At 71.2% G+C, this 22,914-nt stretch carries 22 protein-coding genes, 1 tRNA gene and 1 pseudogene; 11 read left to right on the top strand and 13 right to left on the bottom strand.

Translation table 11 applies throughout. The annotated features are described in order from the left end of the window. The first annotated feature begins 189 nt into the window (after positions 1–189). The 4 genes from ACH5AC_RS23275 to ACH5AC_RS23260 all read left to right on the top strand — a co-directional run bounded on the left by ACH5AC_RS23275 (position 190) and on the right by ACH5AC_RS23260 (position 5,566). On the top strand, positions 190–1,359 hold the full coding sequence (locus ACH5AC_RS23275; protein WP_398863952.1) for an NAD(P)-binding protein: 1,170 nt from the start codon (positions 190–192) through the stop codon (positions 1,357–1,359). A 68-nt stretch (positions 1,360–1,427) separates the two neighbouring features. Next, positions 1,428–2,411, top strand: coding sequence for a zinc-binding dehydrogenase (locus tag ACH5AC_RS23270; RefSeq protein WP_398864212.1), 984 nt, complete (start codon positions 1,428–1,430; stop codon positions 2,409–2,411). 161 nt (positions 2,412–2,572) lie between these two features. Then, positions 2,573–4,084 (top strand): MFS transporter, encoded by a 1,512-nt coding sequence (locus tag ACH5AC_RS23265; protein ID WP_398863951.1) that lies wholly within the window; start codon positions 2,573–2,575, stop codon positions 4,082–4,084. 75 nt (positions 4,085–4,159) lie between these two features. Beyond that, positions 4,160–5,566: an NAD(P)/FAD-dependent oxidoreductase gene (locus ACH5AC_RS23260; protein ID WP_398863950.1), complete on the top strand. Its 1,407-nt coding sequence runs from the start codon at positions 4,160–4,162 to the stop codon at positions 5,564–5,566. A gap of 47 nt (positions 5,567–5,613) precedes the next feature. On the opposite strand, the gene ACH5AC_RS23255 is transcribed toward ACH5AC_RS23260, so the two are convergent. Then, a tRNA-Thr gene (locus ACH5AC_RS23255) sits at positions 5,614–5,690 on the bottom strand. Between the two features lie 218 nt (positions 5,691–5,908). On the opposite strand from ACH5AC_RS23255, the gene ACH5AC_RS23250 reads away from it, so the two are divergent. The 3 genes from ACH5AC_RS23250 to ACH5AC_RS23240 all read left to right on the top strand — a co-directional run bounded on the left by ACH5AC_RS23250 (position 5,909) and on the right by ACH5AC_RS23240 (position 8,525). Beyond that, positions 5,909–6,997, top strand: coding sequence for an ABC transporter ATP-binding protein (locus ACH5AC_RS23250; protein WP_398863949.1), 1,089 nt, complete (start codon positions 5,909–5,911; stop codon positions 6,995–6,997). 190 nt (positions 6,998–7,187) lie between these two features. Continuing rightward, a complete protein-coding gene (locus ACH5AC_RS23245; RefSeq protein ID WP_398863948.1) occupies positions 7,188–7,646 on the top strand; it encodes a hypothetical protein in 459 nt (152 codons plus the stop codon). A 147-nt stretch (positions 7,647–7,793) separates the two neighbouring features. After that, on the top strand, positions 7,794–8,525 hold the full coding sequence (locus ACH5AC_RS23240) for an NDP-sugar synthase (RefSeq protein WP_398863947.1): 732 nt from the start codon (positions 7,794–7,796) through the stop codon (positions 8,523–8,525). Positions 8,526–8,586: 61 nt separating this feature from the next. Here ACH5AC_RS23240 and ACH5AC_RS23235 read toward each other — a convergent pair whose 3' ends face one another. The 6 genes from ACH5AC_RS23235 to ACH5AC_RS23210 all read right to left on the bottom strand — a co-directional run bounded on the left by ACH5AC_RS23235 (position 8,587) and on the right by ACH5AC_RS23210 (position 15,006). Beyond that, positions 8,587–10,275, bottom strand: a complete 1,689-nt coding sequence (locus tag ACH5AC_RS23235) for a DoxX family membrane protein (protein ID WP_398863946.1) — start codon at positions 10,273–10,275, stop codon at positions 8,587–8,589. A 117-nt stretch (positions 10,276–10,392) separates the two neighbouring features. Further along, on the bottom strand, positions 10,393–11,334 hold the full coding sequence (rlmB, locus tag ACH5AC_RS23230; protein WP_398863945.1) for a 23S rRNA (guanosine(2251)-2'-O)-methyltransferase RlmB: 942 nt from the start codon (positions 11,332–11,334) through the stop codon (positions 10,393–10,395). 100 nt (positions 11,335–11,434) lie between these two features. Beyond that, positions 11,435–12,835, bottom strand: a complete 1,401-nt coding sequence (gene cysS / locus ACH5AC_RS23225) for a cysteine--tRNA ligase (protein WP_398863944.1) — start codon at positions 12,833–12,835, stop codon at positions 11,435–11,437. Positions 12,836–13,027: 192 nt separating this feature from the next. Further along, complete coding sequence (gene ispF, locus ACH5AC_RS23220) at positions 13,028–13,531, bottom strand: 2-C-methyl-D-erythritol 2,4-cyclodiphosphate synthase (RefSeq protein ID WP_398863943.1); 504 nt, start codon at positions 13,529–13,531, stop codon at positions 13,028–13,030. Continuing rightward, on the bottom strand, positions 13,521–14,273 hold the full coding sequence (ispD, locus tag ACH5AC_RS23215; protein ID WP_398863941.1) for a 2-C-methyl-D-erythritol 4-phosphate cytidylyltransferase: 753 nt from the start codon (positions 14,271–14,273) through the stop codon (positions 13,521–13,523). Before ispD ends, ispF begins: the two co-directional genes overlap by 11 nt. Positions 14,274–14,523: 250 nt before the next feature. Next, the gene (locus ACH5AC_RS23210) at positions 14,524–15,006 is read right to left on the bottom strand and encodes a CarD family transcriptional regulator (protein ID WP_003953493.1); all 483 of its coding nucleotides are present in this window, start codon (positions 15,004–15,006) and stop codon (positions 14,524–14,526) included. Positions 15,007–15,646: 640 nt separating this feature from the next. On the opposite strand from ACH5AC_RS23210, the gene ACH5AC_RS23205 reads away from it, so the two are divergent. Continuing rightward, on the top strand, positions 15,647–16,276 hold the full coding sequence (locus tag ACH5AC_RS23205; RefSeq protein WP_398863940.1) for a DUF461 domain-containing protein: 630 nt from the start codon (positions 15,647–15,649) through the stop codon (positions 16,274–16,276). Positions 16,277–16,357: 81 nt separating this feature from the next. On the opposite strand, the gene ACH5AC_RS23200 is transcribed toward ACH5AC_RS23205, so the two are convergent. After that, the gene (locus ACH5AC_RS23200; protein WP_076087010.1) at positions 16,358–17,038 is read right to left on the bottom strand and encodes a response regulator transcription factor; all 681 of its coding nucleotides are present in this window, start codon (positions 17,036–17,038) and stop codon (positions 16,358–16,360) included. Further along, entirely contained in the window at positions 17,035–18,387 is a 1,353-nt protein-coding gene (locus ACH5AC_RS23195; protein WP_398863938.1) for a sensor histidine kinase, read from the bottom strand. The genes ACH5AC_RS23200 and ACH5AC_RS23195 overlap by 4 nt, the downstream gene beginning before the upstream one ends. Before the next feature lie 186 nt (positions 18,388–18,573). On the opposite strand from ACH5AC_RS23195, the gene phoU reads away from it, so the two are divergent. Beyond that, the gene (gene phoU, locus ACH5AC_RS23190; RefSeq protein ID WP_398863937.1) at positions 18,574–19,257 is read left to right on the top strand and encodes a phosphate signaling complex protein PhoU; all 684 of its coding nucleotides are present in this window, start codon (positions 18,574–18,576) and stop codon (positions 19,255–19,257) included. 518 nt (positions 19,258–19,775) lie between these two features. After that, positions 19,776–19,931: a hypothetical protein gene (locus ACH5AC_RS23185; protein ID WP_398863936.1), complete on the top strand. Its 156-nt coding sequence runs from the start codon at positions 19,776–19,778 to the stop codon at positions 19,929–19,931. A 66-nt stretch (positions 19,932–19,997) separates the two neighbouring features. On the opposite strand, the gene ACH5AC_RS23180 is transcribed toward ACH5AC_RS23185, so the two are convergent. The 4 genes from ACH5AC_RS23180 to ACH5AC_RS23165 all read right to left on the bottom strand — a co-directional run bounded on the left by ACH5AC_RS23180 (position 19,998) and on the right by ACH5AC_RS23165 (position 22,405). Beyond that, positions 19,998–20,438 carry a nuclear transport factor 2 family protein gene (locus tag ACH5AC_RS23180; protein WP_398863935.1) on the bottom strand — a complete coding sequence of 147 codons (441 nt, stop codon included), beginning with the start codon at positions 20,436–20,438 and terminating at the stop codon, positions 19,998–20,000. 459 nt (positions 20,439–20,897) lie between these two features. Next, on the bottom strand, positions 20,898–21,659 hold the full coding sequence (locus ACH5AC_RS23175; RefSeq protein WP_398863933.1) for a phosphoglyceromutase: 762 nt from the start codon (positions 21,657–21,659) through the stop codon (positions 20,898–20,900). A gap of 270 nt (positions 21,660–21,929) precedes the next feature. Beyond that, complete coding sequence (locus ACH5AC_RS23170) at positions 21,930–22,241, bottom strand: hypothetical protein (RefSeq protein WP_398863932.1); 312 nt, start codon at positions 22,239–22,241, stop codon at positions 21,930–21,932. Continuing rightward, entirely contained in the window at positions 22,223–22,405 is a 183-nt protein-coding gene (locus ACH5AC_RS23165) for a hypothetical protein (RefSeq protein WP_398864210.1), read from the bottom strand. Before ACH5AC_RS23165 ends, ACH5AC_RS23170 begins: the two co-directional genes overlap by 19 nt. Positions 22,406–22,529: 124 nt before the next feature. On the opposite strand from ACH5AC_RS23165, the pseudogene ACH5AC_RS23160 reads away from it, so the two are divergent. Then, positions 22,530–22,856 (top strand): annotated as a pseudogene (locus ACH5AC_RS23160) (MFS transporter); the annotation flags it as partial. Positions 22,857–22,914: the final 58 nt, after the last annotated feature.

Below are 22,914 nucleotides of genomic sequence, written 5' to 3'. Positions count from 1 at the left end.
CTGCACCCCACCACTGACAACCCGCCCGACCTGCACAGACGACCTCCATGTCACAAACCACTCCCCTCAATACGTCCTAAGGGCAGACAACCGGCAGACAACCGGCAGACACCCCGACGGACAACCGAGAGACAGACGCGAGACAAGACGCGAGACAGGCGACACCGACCCGAGAGGAAGTCCCGAGCCATGCACCGCATCACCGTCGTCGGCGCCGGACTGGCCGGCCTGACCGCCGCGATCACCGCCGCCGAAGCGGGCGCCAAGGTCACCATCCACGAGGCGCACCACACCCTCGGCGGACGGGCCCGCACCGCCGAGGGGCCGTACCGCACCAACACGGGCCCGCACGCCCTCTACAGCGGCGGCCCCCACTGGGCCTGGCTCCGGCAGCGCGACCTCATCGGCCCGCTCGCCCCCGTCCCGCCCCTGGAGGCCACCCGCCTGCGGCTGCACCACCACGGCACCCTGCGCCGCACCCCGCCCTTCGCCCTGCTCAAGCTGTTGCACCGAAGCGCCCGGCAAGCTCCCATAGACGTGGACTTCCGCACCTGGGCCACCGAGCAGGCCGGCGAGGAGGCCGCCCGTGTCGCCGCGCACTACTCCGCCGTCGCACTCTTCCACCACGACCCCGGCGCGCTGTCCGCCGCCTTCGTGCAGGAGCGCCTGCGCCGCGCCACCAAGCTGCCGCCCGAGGCGCACTACCCGCGCGGCGGCTGGGCAGGCGTCATCGACCGGATGGCCGCCCGCGCCTGGAACCTCGGCGTCCGGCTGGAGACCGTGTCCCGCGTCCACACCGTCCCCGACACGGGCGGGCCGGTGATCGTCGCCACGTCCCTCGACGCCGCCCGCCGCCTCCTCGGCGACGAGTCCCTGACCTGGCCCAGCGGCCGCACCGCCCTGCTCGACCTGGCCGTACGCACCCGGCGCGGCGACGCCTTCGTCGTGTCCGACCTGGACGCGCCCGGCTGGATCGAGCGCTTCACGGCCCAGGACCGCACCCTCGCCCCGGCCGGCGAGCAGCTCATCCAGGGCCAGATCCCCCTCGCCCCGCACGAGTCCAGGGCCGACGGCATCGCCCGCGCCGAGCACCTCCTCGACCTCGCGTACGACGGCTGGCGCGAGCGCGTGACCTGGCGCAGCGAGTCGGTCGCGAACGGTCGTACGGGCGCCGTGGACCTGCCCGGCACCAGCTGGCGCGACCGCCCCGCCATCGACCGCGGCCACGGCGTCTACCTGGCCGGCGACCAGGTCGCCGCCCCCGGCGTCCTGTCCGAGGTCTCCTTCACCAGCGCCCTGACGGCCGTCTCCCTCGCCCTCGGCGGCACCCGGAAAGCCCTTGACCTCAAGCAAGCTTGAGGTCGGAGCATGGGATCACCGGACCACGACAACCAGGGGGACCCATGCACGCCGCCACGCACACCACCATGCACGCCGTCCGCCTCCACGCCTTCGGCCCCGCCGAGAACCTCGTCCACGAGCGGATCGACGCCCCCGTACCGGCCCCCGGCCAGGTCCGCATCGCCGTGGCCGCCGCCGGAGTGCACCTCCTCGACACCGCCATCCGGGCGGGCGTGCAGGGCCCCCTCCCCCAGCTGCCCGAGCTGCCGACCGTCCCCGGCCGCGAGGTCGCCGGCGTCGTCGAGTCGCTCGGCGAGGGCGTCTCCGACGACTGGCTCGGCAGGCGCGTCGTCGCCCACCTCGGCTTCGCACCCGGCGGCTACGCCGAACTGGCCGTCACCGACATCGACCGCGTCCACGAGATCCCGCGGAACCTGGACTTCGCCGAGGCCGTCGCCATGATCGGCACGGGCCGTACGACGATGGGGATCCTCCTGTTCACCGAGCTCGGCCCGGACTCGGTGGTCGTGGTCCCGGCGGCCGCCGGCGGTATCGGCACCCTCCTCGTGCAGTACGCCAAGAACGCCGGCGCCACCGTCATCGGCCTGGCCGGCGGCCCGGAGAAGACCGCCCGCGTCCGGGCGAACGGCGCCGACCTCGCCGTCGACTACAAGGACCCCTCCTGGCCCGACAAGGTCCGCGCCCACCTGGGCGGCCGGACCGCCACCGTCGTCTTCGACGGCGTCGGCGGCGACGTCGCCCGCGAGGCCGTCGCCCTGCTCGGCCCCGGTGGACAGCACCTCGTCTTCGGCTGGTCGGCCGAGGGCATCGGCGACGACGCCAGGGGCTATGTCGTGGAAGGCGTCACCGAGCAGGTCCTCGGCCCGGTGATGATGCGCAAGGCGGGCGGCCCCAACCCCGTCCGCACCCTCGAACTGCGCGCCCTCGCGGAGGCCGCCGCCGGCCGCCTCACCCCGGCCGTGGACCGCTTCCCGCTGGCCGAGGCCGCCGCCGCGCACCGGGCGCTGGAGACCCGTCGTACGACCGGAAAGGTGGTCCTGGAGCCATGACGAGAGCCGTTCCACGGGCCGTGCACGAGCTACTCCGCGAGCCACTCCACGGGCCACTCCACCATCCACTCCACGGGCCATTCCGCGAGCCACTCCACCAGCCGTGACACGAACGACTGACCGGGGATGCGACACGCCCCGACCCATGGTCTTCTGAACCGATGAGTGTCACCCCTCCGGGTGAGCACCCGGCCACAGACTCCGACACCGTCACCGCCCCCCGCCGCTGGTGGGGGCTGGTGATCATCGCCCTTGCCCAGCTGATGGTCGTCCTCGACTCGACCATCGTGAACATCGCGCTCCCCTCCGCGCAGGACGACCTGGGCATCTCCGACGGCGACCGGCAATGGGTCATCACCGCCTACACGCTGGCCTTCGGCGGCCTGCTCCTGCTCGGCGGGCGCGTCGCCGACCTGGTGGGCCGCAAGCGCACCTTCGTCATCGGCCTGATCGGCTTCGCCACCGCCTCCGCCCTGGGCGGCGCGGCCACCGGCCCGTGGATGCTCTTCGGCGCCCGCGCCCTGCAGGGCCTCTTCGCGGCCGTCCTCGCACCCTCCGCGCTCTCCCTGCTCACCACGACGTTCACCGACCCCAAGGAGCGCGGGAAGGCGTTCGGCGTCTACGGCACGCTGGCCGCCAGCGGCGCCGCGATCGGCTTCATCGTCGGCGGTCTGCTGACGGAGTACCTGGGCTGGCGCTGGTGCCTCTACGTCAACGTCCCCATCGCGGTCATCGCCGTGTTCGGCGCCTTCGCCCTGCTCCACGACCGCCCCCGCCGCACCGGCGCCCGCCTCGACGTACCCGGCGTGCTGCTGGGCTGCGGCGGACTGGTCGCGATCGTCTACGGCTTCAGCGAGGCCGAGCCGCGCGGCTGGACCGACCCGCTGGTGCTGAGCCTGTTCGCGGCGGGAGTCGTCCTTCTGTCGCTCTTCGTCTGGTGGCAGACCCGGGCCCCGGTGCCGCTCCTTCCCCTGCACATCATCCGGGACCGCAACCGCGTCGGCTGCTTCCTGACCATGGCCCTCGCCGTGATGGGCATGTTCGGTCTGTTCCTGTTCATGACGTACTACCTACAGGGCGTCCTCAGGTACTCGCCGGTGCGCACCGGACTCGCCTTCCTCCCCCTCACGATCTCGATCGTCATCGGCTCGACCCAGATCTCCGCCCGCCTCCTCCGCCGCGTCCAGCCGCGCATGCTGATGGCACCGGGCATGGTGCTGGCCGCCACCGGCATGCTGATCCTGACCCGGATGACGGTCCACTCGGACTACCCGACCGACATCCTGCCCGCCCTGATCCTCATGGGCCTGGGCATGGGCCTCACCTTCATGCCGGTGTTCTCCACGGCCACCGCCGGAGTGGCACCCCACGACTCCGGCGTCACCTCCGCCACCGTCAACACCTCGCAGCAGGTCGGCGGCTCCATCGGCACGGCCCTCCTCAACACCATCGCCACCACCAGCAGCACCGCCTACATCGCCGCCCGCCTGCGCGACCCCGCCCAGCGGGCCCAGGTCGTCGCCGAGGGCACGGTCCACGGCTACACCGTCGCCATCTGGTGCGCCGCCGGCATCATGCTCCTGGCCGGCCTCGCCGCCGCCACGATGGTCACCGCCCGCCCACCGAAACAGGACGCACACAGCAAGGAGACAGTCCCGGAGTCGGTGGCGTGAACCATGGGAGCCCGGAGCGGAAAACCACGGAATCCGAAGCAGACAGCCCCCACCCACAGCGGCTAGCGTCCGCCCATGAACAGCTCCACGGCCGATCCCGTCAACGGTGGCGTCTCCTTCTGGTACGCGCAGGACGGCGGTCTCCCCGCCGCGCGTCCTCCGCTGCCCGGCGACACGAGTGCCGATGTCGCCATCGTGGGCGGTGGCTACACCGGCCTGTGGACCGCGTACTACCTGAAGAAGGCCATCCCCGACCTGCGCATCACCGTCCTCGAACAGAGGTTCTGCGGCTACGGCGCCTCCGGCCGCAACGGCGGCTGGCTCTACAACGGCATCGCGGGCCGCGAACGGTACGCCCGCCAGCACGGCCACGAGGCCGCCGTCCGCCTCCAGAAGGCCATGAACGCCACGGTCGACGAGGTGGTCCGCACGGCCCGCGCCGAGGGCATCGACGCCGACATCCACCAGGGCGGCGTCCTGGAGGTCGCCCGCAGCCCCGCCCAACTGGCCCGCCTGCGCGCCTTCCACGAGCACGAACACTCGTACGGCGAACACGACCGCGAGCTGTACGACGCCACCGAGACCGCCGAACGCATCCGCATCGCCGACGCGCTCGGCGCGAGCTGGACCCCGCACGGCGCGCGGATCCACCCCGTGAAACTGGTGAAGGGCCTCGCGGCGACCGTGGCGGCGCTCGGCGTGACGATCCACGAGTCGACCCCGGTCACCGAGATCCGCCCAGGACGGGCGACCACCCCGCACGGCACCGTCCGCGCCCCCTACGTCCTGCGCTGCACCGAGGGCTTCACGGCCGCCCTGAAGGGCCAGAAGCGCACCTGGCTCCCCATGAACTCCTCGATGATCGCCACCGAGCCGCTGACCGCCGACCAGTGGGCGGCGATCGGCTGGGAGGACCGGGCCACCCTGGGCGACATGGCCCACGCCTACATGTACGCCCAGCGCACCGCCGACGGCCGGATCGCGCTCGGCGGCCGCGGAGTCCCGTACCGCTACGGCTCCCGCACCGACCACGACGGCCGCACCCAGCGCTCGACGATCGAGGCCCTGCGGACGGTCCTCACCGATTTCTTCCCCACCCTGGGCGACGTCCGCGTCGACCACGCCTGGTCCGGCGTCCTCGGCGTCCCCCGCGACTGGTGCGCCACCGTCACCCTGGACCGGACGACCGGCCTCGGCTGGGCCGGCGGCTACGTCGGCTCCGGCGTGGCCACCACCAACCTCGCCGCCCGCACCCTCCGCGACCTGATCCACCTCGACTCCGGCGAGTCCGGCCCCACCGACCTGACCGGACTGCCGTGGGTGGACCACCGCGTGCGCACGTGGGAGCCGGAGCCGCTGCGCTGGCTGGGCGTCCAGGCCCTGTACGCCGCCTACCGCACCGCCGACCGCCGCGAGACCGAGCTGCGCACCGCCGGCTCCTCCCGCCTGGCCCGGCTCGCGGACCGGGTCGCCGGGCGGTGACCAGGACGCACGAAAGCCCAGGTCGGCACAGCGGCCGACCTGGGCTTTGGAGCCCCCTGTCGGATTCGAACCGACGACCTTCGCTTTACAAGAGCGGCGCTCTAACCAGCTGAGCTAAGGAGGCCCGCGCGGATGTGACACCCTCGCGTCCGAGCAGTGTACCCAGGTCGCCGCCGGGCCCCGTCGAAAATTTCCGCGAAGTTCACAGTCCTCCAGGTGCTGACAGGGCAGGTGAACGGAAGGTACCGTCCTGACCCAGTCCACCTTGGTGGACTACACCAACCACCTTCCTACAACGGATCGTCCGGCACGTTCCTGCCGGTAGAAGGGGGCCCATTCACCATGGCCACTGTTACGTTCGACAAGGCGACCCGCGTCTACCCGGGTTCCGACAAGCCCGCCGTCGACGCCCTGGACATCGAGATCGCGGACGGCGAGTTCCTCGTCCTGGTCGGCCCGTCCGGCTGCGGCAAGTCCACCTCCCTGCGGATGCTCGCCGGCCTGGAGGACGTCAACGGCGGCGCCATCCGCATCGGCGACCGCGACGTGACCCACCTGCCGCCGAAGGACCGGGACATCGCCATGGTGTTCCAGAACTACGCCCTCTACCCGCACATGACGGTCGCCGACAACATGGGCTTCGCGCTCAAGATCGCCGGCGTGCCGAAGGCGGAGATCCGGCAGAAGGTCGAGGAGGCCGCGAAGATCCTCGACCTCACGGAGTACCTGGACCGCAAGCCGAAGGCGCTCTCCGGCGGTCAGCGCCAGCGTGTCGCGATGGGCCGCGCCATCGTGCGTGAGCCGCAGGTCTTCCTCATGGACGAGCCGCTGTCCAACCTGGACGCCAAGCTCCGCGTCTCGACCCGTACGCAGATCGCGTCGCTCCAGCGCCGTCTCGGCATCACCACGGTCTACGTCACCCACGACCAGGTCGAGGCCCTCACCATGGGCGACCGTGTCGCGGTCCTCAAGGACGGTCTGCTCCAGCAGGTCGACACCCCGCGCAACATGTACGACAAGCCCGCCAACCTCTTCGTGGCCGGCTTCATCGGTTCCCCGGCGATGAACCTCGTCGAGGTCCCGATCACCGACGGCGGCGTGAAGTTCGGCAACTCCGTGGTGCCGGTCGAGCGGGACGCGCTGTCCGCCACCACCGACAAGACGGTCACCGTCGGTGTCCGCCCCGAGCACTTCGACGTGGCCGGCGCCGACTCCGACCAGGGTGTCGCGGTCACCGTCAACGTCGTCGAGGAGCTGGGCTCCGACGCGTTCGTCTACGGCACCGCCGAGGTCAGCGGCGAGACCAAGGACATCGTCGTCCGCGTCGGCGGCCGTGACGTCCCGGAGAAGGGCAGCACCCTGCACGTGGTCCCGCGCGCCGGCGAGACCCACGTCTTCTCGACGTCGACGGGCGCACGTCTCTCCGACTGAATTCACCCAGGCTGACGAGTCGGGCCCCGCAGACCCCTGCGGGGCCCTTCTTCATGCGCGGGAATACCCCGGCAATACCGCCTTTTCGAGCAGCGTCCGTCAACCCCCTACCCACAAATAAGCGCTTCGGCATCCCCCGAACCGGTGACCAAATGTCGCCAAATCATTACCCCGCGCTACCCTCGTCCGCGTGAAGCATTCCGTGAAGCACTCCAGCACTCCCCAGACGCGACGCGGCCCAGGCCCCGCCCGACGGATCGGCCGCTCCCTCGCCCTCGTCCTGCCCGTCGTCATGGTGCTCTCGGGAACCCTCGCGGTCACCCGGGTCGACTGGTCCGGGAACCCCTCGGACTCGGTACTCACCGCCTCCGACGTCTCCACCGCGCACCGCGGCACCCCCCGCGCCCCGCACGAGGTGCTGCGCGACCAGCTCCTCGCCGAGCTCCAGGAGAAGGACCCGGGCGTCGCGCTCACCCACCTCCAGGAAGCGGTCAACGGCAAGCCGTCCCTCGCCCGGCACTGCGCCTCCATCGCCCGCACCCTCGGCCGCGCCGCCGTCCGTATCTACGGCCCCACCCGTGCCCAGTCCTTCTCCCGCCCGGTCTGCGACACGTCCTTCGCGTCGGGGGTCATGGCGGCCCACGGCTGACAGAACAACCGACAGCCGCCCCCGCGCCCGACAGGGGCGCGGGGAACTGCGCGATCAGCCCCACCGGCCTCCAGCCGCCCACGCACAGCCCCCCACCCTCAAGAGGCACCCCCGGCCAAGGCCAAGCGCCAGCGTAAAGTGCCGGTCATGACCCATCCGCACGCCGCCTCCCGCCCCACGCAAGCCGTCATCCTGGCCGGTGGCCAGGGGTCGCGGCTGCGCCCGTACACCGACGACCGGCCCAAGCCGATGGTCGAGATCCCCGGCACGGGGACACCGATCATCGGGCATCAGCTGACCTGGCTCGCCGAGGAGGGCGTCACCGACGTCGTCGTCTCCTGCGGCCATCTCGCCGAGGTCCTGCAGAAGTGGCTGGACACGGCCGACCTGCCGGTCGCGGTGACCACCGTCGTCGAGACCGAGCCGCTGGGCCGCGGCGGCGGCCTCAAGTACGCCGCCGCCCGTCTGCCCCGGCCGGACCGGCCCTGGTACGCGACGAACGGCGACATCTGGACGCGGTTCTCGCTGCGCGACATGGCCGACTTCCACACCGAGCGCGACGCCGTCGCGACGCTGGCGTTGGCGCGGCCGCGCATTCCGTGGGGCGCGGTGAAGACGGACGGGTTCGGGCACATCACGGACTTCATCGAGGCGCCGCCGTCCACGTTCGAGATCAACGCGGGGGTGTACGTCTTCTCGCCCGAGTTCACCGGGATGCTTCCCGAGCGGGGCGACCATGAGCGGACGACGTTTCCGCGGTTGGCGCGGGAGCGGCGGCTGGCCGGGTTTCCGTTGCCTCAGGGGGCGTATTGGCGGGCCATCGACACGGCGAAGGATCTGACGGAGGCGGCCAAGGAGTTGGCGGCTCTGGGGCGGTAGCCGGCCACGTGCCAAGAGGCCCCGCACCTTTCGGTGCGGGGCCTCTTCACCGTACGTCTCGCTAGCCCAGCAGGCCCCCCACCAGCCCCGGCTGACCCGAGGACGACGACGAGGACGAACCCCCGTCCGAGCTGCCCGTCGTCGAGCCGCTGCTGCTGGTGCCACCCATGGTGGGGCCGGAAGTGGTGGTGCTGGGGGCCTCGTCGATCGGGGAGGACTGCTGCGGCGGGGCCCCGCCGACCATGCCCTGGGTCTGGCTGGGTGCGCCGCCCGTGGTGGCGGTGCTGGTGTCCCGGGTGGAGCCGGGAGCCGTCGCCGTGCCGGCGGTGGTGGCGGGGGCCGAGGTGGCGCCCTGCGTCGGCGAGGACGACATGGAGGGCTGACCGGACGTGCCGCCGGAGGTCTGCGGCAGCGGCGAACCGGGGAGTTCGTTGCGCGGCGGCTCGCCCGGCCGGGGCACGACCACACGGCTGGCGTCCCGGACCGCACCACCGAGGAGGGAGCCGATCAGCAGGGTCAGGCCGATGACGACCGAGGTGACCAGGACGCCCCGGCGCAGGACGAAGCGGCGCAGTTCCCACAGTTCCGCGCGCGGGCCGAGGCGGCGCCAGGCGCTCGCCGCGAGCCGGCCGTCGATCGAGTACACCGGCGCACCCGCGATGATCAGCGGGGACCAGGCGGCGAGGTAGATGATGTCCGGAGTGTCGTAGACCGGGACCGTCTTCCAGCTGACGGTGACGATGAGCGCGGCCGACAGCAGCGCGCCGACGACGGCGGCGACCCGCTGCCAGCACCCCAGGATGGTCAGCACACCGACGACGACCTGGAGGAAGGCGATGACCAGGCCGGAGCCGACGGGGTGCTGGAGCGCGAACTGCCGCAGGGGCTCGGCGACTTCCCAGGGGTGCAGGGTGTTGAGCCACTTCACCATGGAGCCGCGCTTGCCGCCGTCGAAGTAGACGGGGTCGCACAGCTTGCCCATGCCGGCGTAGATGGAGATGAAGCCGAGGAAGACCCGCAGGGGGAGCAGGACGACGCCCAGGTTCATCCGGCGCCCGGGGTAGTAGGCGTGCCGTGCCGGGTCGTCAGCGGACCGTTTGACCCGCGGGGTGGCACCGGTGTCCGCGGCGCCGGCGCCGAACCCGGCGTGGTCGTAGCGCGGTTCGTCGTCGACGCTGCCGACCCCGCGCATCGGCGGCAGCAGCCGCTGCTCCCCGCCCCCGGGGCTGCGCTGGGCGCCGACGACCGGGGTCTGCAGGGTCTGTGCGGTGAGGTCGGCGTCGTACTCGCCGCCGTAGCCGTCGCCCGGACAGCCGGTGCCGACGTCGATGCGCGGAATGACCTGGGTGGCCCCGGCGTCGGCGCCGAACTGATCGGCGGCGTGGCCGACGCTGCCGGCCCGCACCGCCTGGAGCAGCCGGTGCGCGCCGGTGTCGTCCGGCGCGGTCTGGCCGCTCCACACGACGGGCCGCCGCCGGGCGGCGCCGCCGGCTCTGCCCGCAGCGCCGACGACGGGGATCCGCGCCGTGTCCTCGGAAGCGCTCAAGTGCCGTGCGATCCGCGGGGATTGGGCGTGCCGCGCCGCCGACGTGCCCAGCTGCACGCGGAAGCTCGCGTGATTGACGATGACCTGCGCCGGATCGCTCGGCACCTTCACCATGCTCAGCGCGGGAGCGTCGTCGAGCCCGGAGCCGAATCCCGACGAACGGTCCCCCGTGGGTGTGCGGGGTGTTCTGGTGTCCACACTCATCTAACCGAGTGACGTGTGTTTAGGACACTGCTTTGACCCGCCGGATCTGTCCGGACCCCGTCAAGCTTGTCCTCGACGCCCGGATTGCCTCGCACGGGTGACCCCGCGCACGTGCGTTCAGCCGCGCCGGCGCGCCGCCTCGTACAGCACGATGCCCGCCGCCACACCGGCGTTCAGCGACTCGGCGCCGCCGGGCATCGGGATCCGCACCCGGAAGTCGCACGTCTCGCCGACCAGCCGGGACAGGCCCTTGCCCTCGCTGCCCACGACGATGACGACCGGGCCCTGAAGCGCCTCCAGCTCGCCGAGCTCGACCTCTCCGTCGGCGGCGAGCCCGACGACCACGATGCCCGCCTTCTTGTACGACTCCAGCGCGCGCGTCAGATTGGTGGCGCGGGCGACGGGCGTCCGGGCGGCGGTACCGGCGGACGTCTTCCAGGCCCCGGCCGTCATCCCGGCCGCACGCCGCTCCGGTACGACGACACCGTGACCGCCGAACGCCGACACGGACCGGACGACGGCGCCCAGGTTGCGGGGGTCGGTGACGCCGTCGAGGGCGACGATCAGCGGGTCCTCACCCTCGTCCGCCGCGGCGTCCGCGAGGTCCTCGGGGTGGGCGTACTCGTAGGGCGGGACCTGGAGGACCAGGCCCTGGTGGTTGAGGCCGTTGGTCATCCGGTCGAGTTCGGGGCGGGGGGCCTCCATGAGGTTGATCCCGCCGCGCTCGGCCGCGAGCTGGAGCGCCTCGCGGACCCGCTCGTCGTTGTCGATGAACTGCTGGACGTACAGCGTCGACGCCGGTACGCCCTCACGCAGCGCCTCGACGACCGGGTTGCGGCCGACGACCAGCTCGGACGTCGACCGTCCACCGCCGCGGCGCTGCTGCGGACGGCCCTGCGTGCGGCGCGCCTTGGCCTGCGCGGCGCGCTGCTTGGCGTGCCCCTTGCGCATCTCGGCGGGCGGCGTCGGCCCCTTGCCCTCCAGGCCCCGGCGCCGCTGGCCGCCACTGCCGACCTGCGCGCCCTTCTTGCCGGACATGCGGCGGTTGTTTCCGGCCATGACCTACCTGTCTTCTGCGTGAAGCTTCGTGAAGCGTGTGGACGTACGTGAGTGCAAGTGTGCCGCCCGAGAGGCCGGGCGGCACACTCCTGTGCTGTTTTCAGCGCCGGCCGAGGCTCCAGCGCGGGCCCTGCGGGCTGTCCTCGATGACCAGCCCGGACCGCCCCAGCTGGTCGCGGATGGCGTCCGCCGTGCCCCAGTCCTTGCGGGCGCGGGCGGCCTCCCGCTGGTCCAGGACCATGTGTACGAGGCTGTCGACGACGCCGTGCAGATCCTCGCCCCGGTCCGCCTCACCCGCCCAGTGCGGGTCGAGGGGGTCCAGACCGAGCACGCCGAGCATGGCCCGTACCTCGGCGAGGCGGGCCACTGCGGCCTCCTTGTCGTCGGCGGCCAGCGCGCTGTTGCCCTGACGGACGGTGGTGTGCACGACGGCGAGCGCCTGCGGCACGCCCAGGTCGTCGTCCATCGCCTCCGCGAACGCGGCCGGGACCTCGGGGGCGGGCTCGACGACACCGCCGGCCAGCTCGACGACGCGCTGCGCGAAGCCCTCGATCCGGCCGAACGCCGCCTCGGCCTCCCGCAGGGCCTCCTCGCTGTACTCGATCATCGAGCGGTAGTGCGGGGTGCCGAGGTAGTAGCGGAGCACGATCGGCCGCCACGCCTTGACCATCTCGCTCACGAGCACGCTGTTGCCGAGCGACTTCGACATCTTCTCGCCGCTCATGGTGACCCAGGCGTTGTGCACCCAGTAGCGGGCGAACTCGTCGCCGTACGCCTTGGCCTGCGCGATCTCGTTCTCGTGGTGCGGGAAGACCAGGTCCAGGCCGCCGCCGTGGATGTCGAAGGCGGAGCCGAGGTACTTGTGCGCCATCGCCGAGCACTCCAGGTGCCAGCCGGGGCGTCCCCGCCCCCACGGCGTCTCCCACGTCGGCTCGCCCGGCTTGGCGGCCTTCCACATCGCGAAGTCCCGCGGGTCCCGCTTGCCGGTCTCGCCCTCCCCGGAGGGCTGGAGCAGGTTCTCCAGGTCCTGGTTGGACAGCTCCAGGTAGCCCGGGAAGGAGCGCACGTCGAAGTAGACGTTGCCGTCCGCCTCGTACGCGTGCCCGCGCTCGATGAGGCCGCGCATCATCTCGACCATCTCCGTGACATGGCCGGTGGCGCGCGGCTCGTAGGTCGGCGGGAGGCAGCCGAGGGCGGTGTACCCGTCGGTGAACGCCCGCTCGTTCTCGTACCCGATCGCCCACCACGGGCGGCCCTGCTCGGCGGACTTCGCGATGATCTTGTCGTCGATGTCCGTGACGTTGCGGATGAACGTGACGTCATAGCCGCGGTACGTGAACCAGCGGCGCATGATGTCGAAGTTCAGCCCCGAACGGATGTGCCCGATGTGCGGGGCCGCCTGCACGGTGGCACCACACAGGTAGATCGAGACACAGCCCGCCCTGAGCGGGGAGAAGTCACGGATCTGCCGGGCGCTGGTGTCGTACAGGCGAATAGTCACGGGTCCAGGGTAGTGGGCGGCGAGGAGTGGGTATGTCGGCAGCCGCCGCTGCGGGCAGTCGTGCCTCCCCCAGTGCCTTGAGGGCCTGGGAGGTACCCCCAAGGCGGCACGGGTGGGCGCTGGGGTCCCCCTCTGGGGGAGGCACCCCGCCGCGCGGCGAGCGACCCCCGCCCACCAGCCCACCGCACCCTGTCAGCCGACCCGCGCCACCAACGCCGTAGCCACCGCCATCAGCCCCTCACCCCTCCCGGGGAACCCGAGCCCGTCCGTCGTGGCACCGGACACCGACACCGGCGCCCCCGCCGCGTCCGAGAGGATCTTCTCCGCCTCGGCCCGCCGCTTACCGATCTTCGGCCGGGGCCCGACCACCTGCACGGCCACGTTCCCGATGACGAACCCGGCCTCACGGACGATACGGGCCGCCTCGGTCAGAAGCGTGACCCCGGACGCCCCCGACCACTCGGGCCGCCCCGTCCCGAAGTGCTGCCCGAGATCCCCGAGCCCCGCCGCGGAGAACAGCGCGTTGCACGCCGCGTGAGCGACGACATCCGCGTCGGAGTGCCCGGCCAGACCAGGCCCCTGCCCCTCCCACTTCAGCCCGGCGCACCACAGCTCCCGCCCCTCCTCGAAGGCATGGATGTCGGTCCCGATACCGACCCGCGGCAGCACCGGTGCCGCCACCTGCTCAGAAGCCATCGTTCAGCCTCCGCCGCGCCAGAACCGCCTCCGCCAGAACCAGGTCCAGCGGCCGCGTCACCTTGAACGCCTCCTCATGACCGGGCACGACCACGACCCGCTCCCCCAGCTGCTCGACCATGCTGGCGTCGTCGGTGACGTCACCCGTCACGGTCTCGTGCGCGCGGACCAGCGTCGCCCGGTCGAACCCCTGCGGCGTCTGCACCGCCCGCAGCCGCCCCCGCTCCGGCGTGGACAGCACCGGCTCCAGATCGCCGGGCGTGGCCGCCGGCTCGACCTCCTTCACCGTGTCCGCGAGCGGCAGCGCGGGCACGACGGCCGACGCGCCCTCACGCACCGCCTCGATGACCGCGTCGACCGTGTCGACCGGTACGAGGGGGCGCGCGGCGTCGTGGACGAGCACGATGTCGTAATGGGGCGGCAGCGCGTCGAGCCCGAGCTTCACCGACTCCTGGCGGCTCTCACCGCCGGGGACGACGACGAAGTCCGTACGGTCGGGCAGCGCGTGCGCGTCGAGCAGCGACTTCACCTCCGCCGCGCCGTCCGGCGGAGCCACGACGACCACGAGGGAGACCGCTCGGGAGGCGGCCAGCGCGCGCACGGCGTGGATCAGCATGGGCGTGCCGTTCAGCGTGCGCAGTGCCTTGGGGGCGCCCGGGCCGAGGCGTACGCCCCGGCCGGCGGCGGGAATGACCGCTGCGGTGCGGGCGGTTACCGGGGAGGGAAGCGAATCGTCAGACATCGGTTCCTGTCAGGTTTGTGGCTTGAGGCTACGTGGGTATGGCCTGGAGGAGTGCCGGGCGCGACTCCTTGACCGAACCCTTCCGTGACGCGCCGGTCGAGGGCAGCAGCCCGGGCCCGGCACCCGCGTACCTCGTGTTTTTCAGGGGGATAGGCAGCTGCGTACGAACATGCCGCAGCGCCCGGCGACAGGAGTTCGTCATCGGGCACCGCGGCATTTCGATGTGCTGAAGTCGAGCGACCGCTCGGCGTCAGGACGCGAGGACCTCGTCGAGGAGCGCCTCGGCCTTGTCCTCGTTGGTGTTCTCCGCGAGGGCGAGCTCGCTCACCAGGATCTGGCGCGCCTTGGCGAGCATGCGCTTCTCACCGGCGGAGAGTCCACGCTCGCGCTCACGACGCCACAGGTCACGCACGACTTCCGCGACCTTGATGACATCGCCGGAGGCGAGCTTCTCCAGATTTGCCTTGTAGCGACGGGACCAGTTAGTGGGCTCCTCGGCGTACGGCGCGCGCAGCACCTCGAAGACCCGGTCCAGCCCGTCCTGACCGACCACATCACGCACGCCGACGAACTCCGCATTGTCCGCTGGCACACGCACCGTCAGGTCACCCTGGGCGACCTTCAGCACCAAGTAGGTCTTGTCCACGCCTTTGATCTGGCGAGTTTCGATGGCCTCGATCAGCGCGGCCCCGTGATGGGGATAGACCACGGTGTCGCCAACCTTGAACGTCATGTGACAGGTACCCCTTCCGTGGCTATCCAGGGTAACACGGATACGGCGTCTTCTGAATGGCGTTTTCGCAGGTCAGGGCATATCTCGGGGCTTGACAACAGCGACAGGGACGTGCTGCGCGGGGTCTTGGGAAGCAGGTATCCGCAGGTCGGAGCGGCTCTTCGCCGGGAGTCAAACGCGTACGGTACACGCATCCGGAGCACCGTACGGGCGACCGAACATCCCCATATGTCCGGTTCCAGATGTGCGACTTCCGCTACTCCGTTCGGCGGTCGGAGGGTCGTTCCGAGACGTTTCCGGAATTGATCACGCCATCCGCCGAAGGGCCCTCGGAAGTCCGTCGCGAACGGAGAGTGATCAATTCCGGGACGGTCGCACATTCCTTCACGGAAAATCCTCGGCTCCGGTCCGGCGGCGCTTATGTGAATGGCGGACGTCAGGAAGATGTCAAAGTGACTCATGAGTCAGATGTGACTGGAGTGACCAGCCGGGCCAGGGGTGCGCGGGGGCGGCCAGCACCCGTTAGAGGCGGGTCGGGTGCGGCGGCCTGGGAACGGCTCGGTAACCTAAGGCCGCTGACAGATCCTTAGGGCGGCCTTATAAGGAAGGCCGCCCCTGCGTTCAAGGAGTTGCCGCCGCCGTGAGCAGCAGCCTTCGACGCGGCGCCCTCGCCGCCACCGCCATCGCGATCTCGATCGCCTCGCTCTCCGCCTGCGCCGCCGGCAACAACGCGGAGACGCTGCAGATCAAGCCGGACAACGCGGCCACCAGCGTCGGCGTCATCAAGATCCAGAACGCCGTGGTCATCACCCAGCCCGACCCTGAGTCCGACGGCCCGGCCATGGTCTCCGCCACCATCTTCAACAGCGGCGGCACCGACCAGACGCTGGACTCGATCACCGTGGACGGCGCCGGGAAGGCCGAGCTCAAGCCCGCCGAAGGCCAGGACAAGGTCACCATCCCGGCCGGTGGCTCCCTCGTCATCGGCGGCGAGAACAACGCCAGCGCCGAGCTGACCAGCCCCGGTGAGGACGTCCAGGACGGCAACGCCCAGAAGGTGACCTTCGCCTTCAGCGAGACCGGCGAGGTCAGCCTGCGCGCCTTCGTCTTCCCCGCCGAGGGCTTCTACGCCTCCTGGGGCCCGAGCGACCTGCCCAGCCCGACGGCGACCGCCACCGAGACGCAGTCCTCCGAGGAGGGCTCCCACGGCGACGAGGCCGAGCACGGCACGGAGTCCCCGTCCGCTTCGGAGTCCGCCGCTCAGCACTGAGCCGCGTACACCTGCACACGAGAAGGGCGGCACCCCGCACGGGGCGCCGCCCTTCTCGTCGTACCTTCTTCCCGCGGCGGCCTACGGCTCGAACTTGTAGCCCAGCCCCCGCACGGTCACCAGGTAGCGCGGCGCGCCCGGGTCCGGCTCGATCTTCGCGCGCAGGCGCTTGACGTGGACGTCGAGGGTCTTGGTGTCGCCCACGTAGTCGGCGCCCCAGACGCGGTCGATGAGCTGCATACGGGTGAGGACGCGGCCGGCGTTGCGCAGCAGCATTTCCAGGAGGTCGAACTCCTTGAGGGGGAGGTCTACCTTCGAGCCGGAGACCGTCACGACGTGGCGGTCGACGTCCATGCGGACCGGGCCCGCCTCCAGGGCGGCCGGAGCGACCTCCTCCGGCTCGCCGCGCCGGCGCAGCACCGCGCGGATGCGGGCGACCAGCTCACGGGAGGAGAACGGCTTGGTGACGTAGTCGTCGGCCCCTATCTCCAGGCCGACGACCTTGTCGATCTCGCTGTCCTTGGCGGTCACCATGATCACGGGGACGTTGGAGCGGCCGCGCAGCTGGCGGCACACCTCCGTGCCGGGCAGCCCCGGCAGCATCAGGTCGAGGAGGACGAGGTCGGCGCCGTTGCGCTCGAACTCGTCGAGTCCGTCGGGGCCGGTCGCCGCGACGGCGACCTCGAAGCCCTCCTTGCGGAGCATGTACGACAGGGCGTCGGAGAAGGACTCCTCGTCCTCGACGACGAGCACACGGGTCACGGAAGGACCTCCGGAGCGGGAAGCGTTTCGTACGCGGTGGAGTCGGGGGGTTCGTGAGGTGACGACTGGGGTGAGGCGTGAGGTGAGGCGTGGGATGAGGTGCGGGTCGGGTCGGCCGGGTGTCCGGGGCCGCTCGGGGACTCGTCGTCGGGAGTGTCCAGAGCGTCGGTGTCGGAGTGCTGCCGGTCCCGGTTGCGGGCCGCGCCCGCCTCCGGGAGTCGCAGGGTGAACGTGGAGCCCTGACCCTCGGCGCTCCACACCGTGACCTCCCCGCCGTGCGAGGCGGCCACGTGCTTGACGATCGCCAGCCCGAGGCCCGTACCGCCGGTGGCACGGGAGCGGGCCGGGTCGACGCGGTAGAAGCGCTCGAAGATGCGCTCCTTGTCCTTGTCGGAGATGCCGATGCCCTGGTCGGTCACGGCGATCTCGATCATGTCCCCGCCGTGCGCGGTCACCCGGCGTGCGGCGATGCCGACGCGGGTGCGGGCCGGGGAGTAGTTGACGGCGTTCTCGACGAGATTGCCGAGGGCGGCCGCGAGCTGGCCGCGGTGGCCCCATACGTGCAGGTCGGCGGTGCCGCCGGCGGCCATGGTGATCTGCTTGGTGCCGGCCTGGTGCCGGCAGCGGTCGATCGCCTCGGCGACCAGCTCGTCCACCCGGACGGGCTCCGCGTCCTCCAGCGGATCGTCGTTCTGCACCCTCGACAGGTCGATGAGCTCCTGCACCAGGTTGGTGAGGCGGGTGGCCTCGATCTGCATCCGGCCGGCGAAGCGCTCCACGGCCTCCGGGTCGTCCGAGGCGTCGAGGACGGCCTCGGAGAGGAGGGAGAGCGCGCCGACCGGGGTCTTCAGCTCATGGCTGACGTTCGCGACGAAGTCGCGCCGTACCGCCTCGATGCGCCGGGCCTCGGTGAGGTCCTCGACCAGCAGCAGCACGAGCCGGGAGCCGAGGGGCGCCACGCGCGCGGAGACCGCGAGCGCCTCGCCGCGTCCGCCGCCGCGCCGGGGCAGGTCCAGCTCGACCTGGCGTATCTCCCCGTCGCGCCGGGTGTCGCGGGCCATCTGGAGCATGGGCTCCACGGCGAGCTTGCCGCCGCGGACCAGTCCGAGGGCGTACGCGGCCGAGCTGGCCTTGACGACGGCGTCGGCCTCGTCGAGGACGACCGCGGAGGAGCGCAGCACGGAGAGCACGGTGTCCACGCCCGGGGGCAGGACCGGGTCGGTGTGCAGGGAGGTGCGGGTGGGGCGCTTCAGGTCGCGTTCGCTCCAACGGAACGCCAGCATGGCGATGACGCCGGTGAGCACCCCGGCGATCGCTGCCGCTGCGGCGACCGCCGCGTTCACGTCCATGCGTCCAGGTTAGGCATGGGGTACGACATGGCCACAGCCGTCGAGGTGCGACCTCAAGCACTCGTCGCTCAGAGTTCACCTTGGAGCCAAGGGTGGTTCATTTGAGGTGACGGAAACCGACGCGTACGGGGCGGACCGTGGGAGCGTGGCCCCAGGACACACAGATGAGTATGAGAGGGATGCCTGATGCGTGACGCGTACCACGAGGAACTGGATTCGATCGGCGACGGTCTGGTGGAGATGGCCCGGCTGGTCGGGTCGGCGATCGGACGCGCCACCACCGCGATGCTCGACGCGGATCTGAAGCTGGCCGAGAGTGTCATCGAGGCCGACAAGAAGGTCGACGAGCTGCAGCACGACCTGGAGGCCCGGGCCATAGCCCTGCTCGCCCGGCAGCAGCCGGTGGCGACGGACCTGCGGATCGTCGTCACGTCGCTGCGGATGTCCGCCGACCTGGAACGCTCGGGTGACCTCGCCCAGCACGTCGCCAAGCTGGCCCGGCTCCGCTTCCCGGAGCGGGCGGTGCCGCGCGACCTGCACGCGACGATCCTGGAGATGGGACAGCTGGCGCAGCGCCTGATGGCGAAGGCGGCCGAGGTGATCATCACGAAGGACGTCGACCTGGCCCTCCAGCTGGAGCAGGACGACGACGAGATGGACCTCCTCCACCGCACCCTCTTCCAGCACCTCATGGACGAGCGCTGGAAGCACGGCATCGAGACGGCCGTCGACGTCACCCTCCTGGGCCGCTACTACGAGCGCTACGCCGACCACGCGGTCGCCGTCGCCAAGCGCGTCGTCTTCCTGGTCACCGGCGAACACGCGGACGAACTCCAGCAGGAGCTGCCGTCGACGGTGGAGGGGGCGTAGGCGATCGGGGGTGGTGACTGTCGGCCCCCTCCGAGGGCCCGCGCACGCCACCCCGACGGGGACCCTGAGCCGGGTGGGCCGCGCGCACGCCACCGGGCAGGGCACCACGGGCTCCTCGGACACCGCGCCAACCACCCCAGCGCGGACTCAATTGCCCACACCCAGGGCCGCGCACACGCCAGCCGACAGGGCACCAGGGGCCACTCGGTGGCACGCGCCGGCAGTCCCGGCAGCAGCCCGTGGACTCTCGGCGGGGGCTCCTTGGCTCCCTCTCGGGCATACGCCGGCCCCCCGGCGTGGCTCGTGGGCTCTGCCTGGGCGCGCGCCGGCGGCCCCGGCACCGGTACCTCGGGCCCCGGAGGGCTCCTTGGCCACCATGCGCGACATGCGCCAGTCACGGCCGAGAGGGACAGCTCGGTTTCTGCCAGTTCGGGGCGCGTGCAAGCCACTGTGCGCCGTTGATGCGCCCAGTGGACGGGGCATGCAATGGGCACAGGCACCAGCCTTGAGGAGGGACCATGGCCGAATCCCCCAGCACGACCCCCGACCCCACCCAGGACCGCCCCACCGAACAGCCCGCGGAGATCAGGAGCCTCAACCTGATCGCCGCCTGCGGCTGCGGATCGGGCTGCGGTTGCGGCTGCCAGTCGGGCAGCCCCTGCCAGTGCGGCTGACCACGCCGTACGACGCCGTACGACGGAGAGGGGCACCGGTGACGCCACCGGTGCCCCTCTCCCCCTTCACGGCGCACACGCCTCGGCGATCGACAGGCTGTTCTCGTACAGGTGATGCCGGACGATCCGCCCACCCTCGACGGTGAGCCGCAGCGCAAACGGCCCCTCGAAGGACTTCCCGGTCGCCCGCACGGTCCCGGACAGATGCCCCATCAGGACGGCATCGGCACCATCGACGAGAAACGCATCGACAGAGGCCCGCGCATCCTCGGGCACGGTGTGCTCCATCAACTCCGCACCCTGCGCGGCACATTCGGCGGCGGAAGAGCGAGGCCGGATCCACGGCACCCCAGGATTCTCGGCCAGCACCCAGTCCACCTCATCGGCGAACAACCCGACGAGCCGCCCGGTGTCCCCGGCCATCCGCGCGGCGAGAAACTCCTCGACTACGGCCCGGGTGACCTCGGCATCCGAACCGACCGTCCCAGCACTGGACTTCACGGACATGCCTCTCTCCTCACGGCTACGACCGGACCACGACGGGAACTCCCACCGACACGTCCGATCCTGCCGGGGGCGGGGAGAGCGGTCGATTACCCGACGGGTAATGAGCCAGTCCTACCGCCGCCCCGCCCAGCGTCGCAGCCTCCTGACCGCGCGCTCCTTGTGGAGCCGGGTGGCCGCGATCTCACCCGAACCCTGCATCAGGGCCGTGACGGGGGTCCACCTCGCTCCGGTCGATCACCCGAGTGCGCAGGAGGCCGCGGACCACCAGCCGTGACTGCCCGCCTCACGCCGAGCCGATAGGCGACGCCGATGCCTCCGGCTGCCGGAACGGCCCCGATGCAGCTGTTCGCCACACGGTTGAGCGCCGTCGGCGAAAGATCCATTGAGCTCCTCACACCTGAAAACACCGAGCCCCCTGCAGACGGCGAGGCCGCAGGCAGGGGGCTTCAGCGAGGGGCGCTACTTCTTCTTGCCCTGGTTCTTGACCGCCTCGATGGCCGCTGCGGCCGCGGCCGGGTCCAGGTACTTGCCGCCTGGGGTGACCGGCTTGAAGTCGGTGTCGAGTTCGTAGTACAGGGGGATGCCCGTGGGGATGTTCAGGCCCGCGATGTCGGCGTCGGAGATGCCGTCGAGGTGCTTGACGAGGGCGCGCAGGGAGTTGCCGTGGGCGGCGATGAGGACCGTGCGGCCGGTGAGGAGGTCGGGGACGATGCCGTCGTACCAGTACGGGAGCATGCGCAGGACGACGTCCTTGAGGCACTCCGTGCGGGGGCGGAGCTCCGGCGGGATCGTCGCGTAGCGGGGGTCGTCCGACTGGGACCACTCCGCGCCGTCCTCGAGCGGCGGGGGCGGGGTGTCGTAGGAGCGGCGCCACAGCATGAACTGCTCCTCGCCGAACTCGGCGAGGGTCTGGGCCTTGTCCTTGCCCTGGAGGGCGCCGTAGTGGCGCTCGTTCAGGCGCCAGCTGCGGTGGACGGGGATCCAGTGGCGGTCCGCGGACTCGAGGGCGAGCTGGGCGGTGCGGATCGCTCGCTTCTGGAGGGACGTGTGGACCACGTCGGGCAGCAGGCCGGCGTCCTTGAGCAGCTCACCGCCGCGGATCGCCTCCTTCTCGCCCTTCTCGTTGAGGTTGACGTCCACCCAGCCGGTGAACAGGTTCTTCGCGTTCCACTCGCTCTCGCCGTGGCGGAGGAGGATCAGCTTGTACGGTGCGTCGGCCATGCGTCCGAGCGTAATCCAAGGGTTTGGGGTGCAGGTGCCCCTGCCCGCCCAGCGGACGGTTGACGAGGCTGGTTGATTGAGTGGTCGCCGCCTCAGCAGCCATTGTAAGTCGCGAAGAGCTTGTCAGCCACTTACATCAGGGGTCCGCCCGTCGCCGGCCTCAGACGTGCCGCCCGGCAGTCCGTCTCCGGACGCCCCGTGAGTTCTGGTGGCTTTGACAACCTCCCCTTCTCAAAAAAGAGGGGGATTCCAACCCAGGTGGGTTGAGGTTCACGGGCGCTCGAACGGCTGGTGGCCGTTGGCGCGGGTGAGGCGGAAGCGGACCCAGCCGCAGCCGGGTACCTTCACCTGCGCCCATCTTCTGTTGAGCTTCTGCACCACCACCACCGACCGGCCCAGGACCTGCTTGCCCTTGGCGTTCAGCTTCGGTGAGCCGTCGGCCTCGTATTCCGGGACGCGATCGGTCCCGATGACGCGGAAGCCCTCGTGCACGTGCTTCCTGCGCCAGGTCGGCTCGCCGAAGCCGGAGGTGAAGCGGGCGTTTTTGGCCCTGGCGAAGTCCTTCAGCGCCTGCTGCTGCACGTCCGCGTTCCCGGCGGCCGGCCATTCGTTCTCCCGTCGCGCCTCGGTCGGCTGGCGACACTGCTCGGCGAAACGGGCGCGGACGCGCGGCCCGGCTTCCAGTGCGCGTGTTGCTCCACGGCGAGGTTCCAGACATACCGGGCGTGCGCGCAGTGCAGCAGCATCTGCTGCTCCTGCTCACACGTCGGGTACATCCGGAAGCGCGACATGCCGTGAACCTAGACCACACGTCCCCCGATCGGTCAGGCAATCGATCAACACCACCCGTGTGAGTGACCACTCCGGGCGGCCTCGACTTGCTGCGTGTGGACCCTCGCCGAGATCGTCAGCGCGCCGACGCAGACCGGGCTCGTGGTCCGGCTCTCGCCGGTGCGGGGGCGCGGCCGCTACCAGGGCATGTACACGCTGTCGTGGGCCGTCGCCTCCCTCGTCGCCCCGCTGATGTCCGGTGTCGTCATCGACCGGTTCGGTGCCGAGTGGCTGTGGGGCATGTGTGCCGTCGTCGGTACGGCGGCGGGCGCCGGGTACGCCGTGCTCATGCGGCGCCTGCCCGACGAGCGGACGACCCGCGCGGAGGTCCCGGCCCCCGTCACGGACACGTCCGCGCGCCCGTGAGACCAGTTCGCATGTGCGGCCGTGTGCATGTGCGGCCGTCAAACAGTGAAGTATCAAG

This window comes from Streptomyces sp. NPDC018693, assembly GCF_044391385.1.
Taxonomy (GTDB): domain Bacteria; phylum Actinomycetota; class Actinomycetes; order Streptomycetales; family Streptomycetaceae; genus Streptomyces.
The sequence above is the reverse complement of the archived record's forward strand: the minus strand, read 5'-3'. Positions and strand labels throughout refer to the sequence as shown.

Bases quoted from the DNA above. Each gene is read 5' to 3' on its own strand.
- ACH5AC_RS23195 (WP_398863938.1), bottom strand. From the start codon at position 18,387: ATGGACGTGAACGCGGCGGTCGCCGCAGCGGCAGCGATCGCCGGGGTG.
- ACH5AC_RS23275 (WP_398863952.1), top strand. From the start codon at position 190: ATGCACCGCATCACCGTCGTCGGCGCCGGACTGGCCGGCCTGACCGCC.
- ispD (WP_398863941.1), bottom strand. From the start codon at position 14,273: ATGTCTGACGATTCGCTTCCCTCCCCGGTAACCGCCCGCACCGCAGCG.
- rlmB (WP_398863945.1), bottom strand. From the start codon at position 11,334: ATGGCCGGAAACAACCGCCGCATGTCCGGCAAGAAGGGCGCGCAGGTC.
- ACH5AC_RS23265 (WP_398863951.1), top strand. From the start codon at position 2,573: ATGAGTGTCACCCCTCCGGGTGAGCACCCGGCCACAGACTCCGACACC.
- phoU (WP_398863937.1), top strand. From the start codon at position 18,574: ATGCGTGACGCGTACCACGAGGAACTGGATTCGATCGGCGACGGTCTG.
- ACH5AC_RS23250 (WP_398863949.1), top strand. From the start codon at position 5,909: ATGGCCACTGTTACGTTCGACAAGGCGACCCGCGTCTACCCGGGTTCC.
- ACH5AC_RS23270 (WP_398864212.1), top strand. From the start codon at position 1,428: ATGCACGCCGTCCGCCTCCACGCCTTCGGCCCCGCCGAGAACCTCGTC.
- ACH5AC_RS23185 (WP_398863936.1), top strand. From the start codon at position 19,776: ATGGCCGAATCCCCCAGCACGACCCCCGACCCCACCCAGGACCGCCCC.
- ACH5AC_RS23175 (WP_398863933.1), bottom strand. From the start codon at position 21,659: ATGGCCGACGCACCGTACAAGCTGATCCTCCTCCGCCACGGCGAGAGC.
- ACH5AC_RS23210 (WP_003953493.1), bottom strand. From the start codon at position 15,006: ATGACGTTCAAGGTTGGCGACACCGTGGTCTATCCCCATCACGGGGCC.
- ACH5AC_RS23260 (WP_398863950.1), top strand. From the start codon at position 4,160: ATGAACAGCTCCACGGCCGATCCCGTCAACGGTGGCGTCTCCTTCTGG.
- ACH5AC_RS23165 (WP_398864210.1), bottom strand. From the start codon at position 22,405: ATGCTGCTGCACTGCGCGCACGCCCGGTATGTCTGGAACCTCGCCGTG.
- ispF (WP_398863943.1), bottom strand. From the start codon at position 13,531: ATGGCTTCTGAGCAGGTGGCGGCACCGGTGCTGCCGCGGGTCGGTATC.
- ACH5AC_RS23180 (WP_398863935.1), bottom strand. From the start codon at position 20,438: ATGTCCGTGAAGTCCAGTGCTGGGACGGTCGGTTCGGATGCCGAGGTC.
- ACH5AC_RS23240 (WP_398863947.1), top strand. From the start codon at position 7,794: ATGACCCATCCGCACGCCGCCTCCCGCCCCACGCAAGCCGTCATCCTG.
- ACH5AC_RS23235 (WP_398863946.1), bottom strand. From the start codon at position 10,275: ATGAGTGTGGACACCAGAACACCCCGCACACCCACGGGGGACCGTTCG.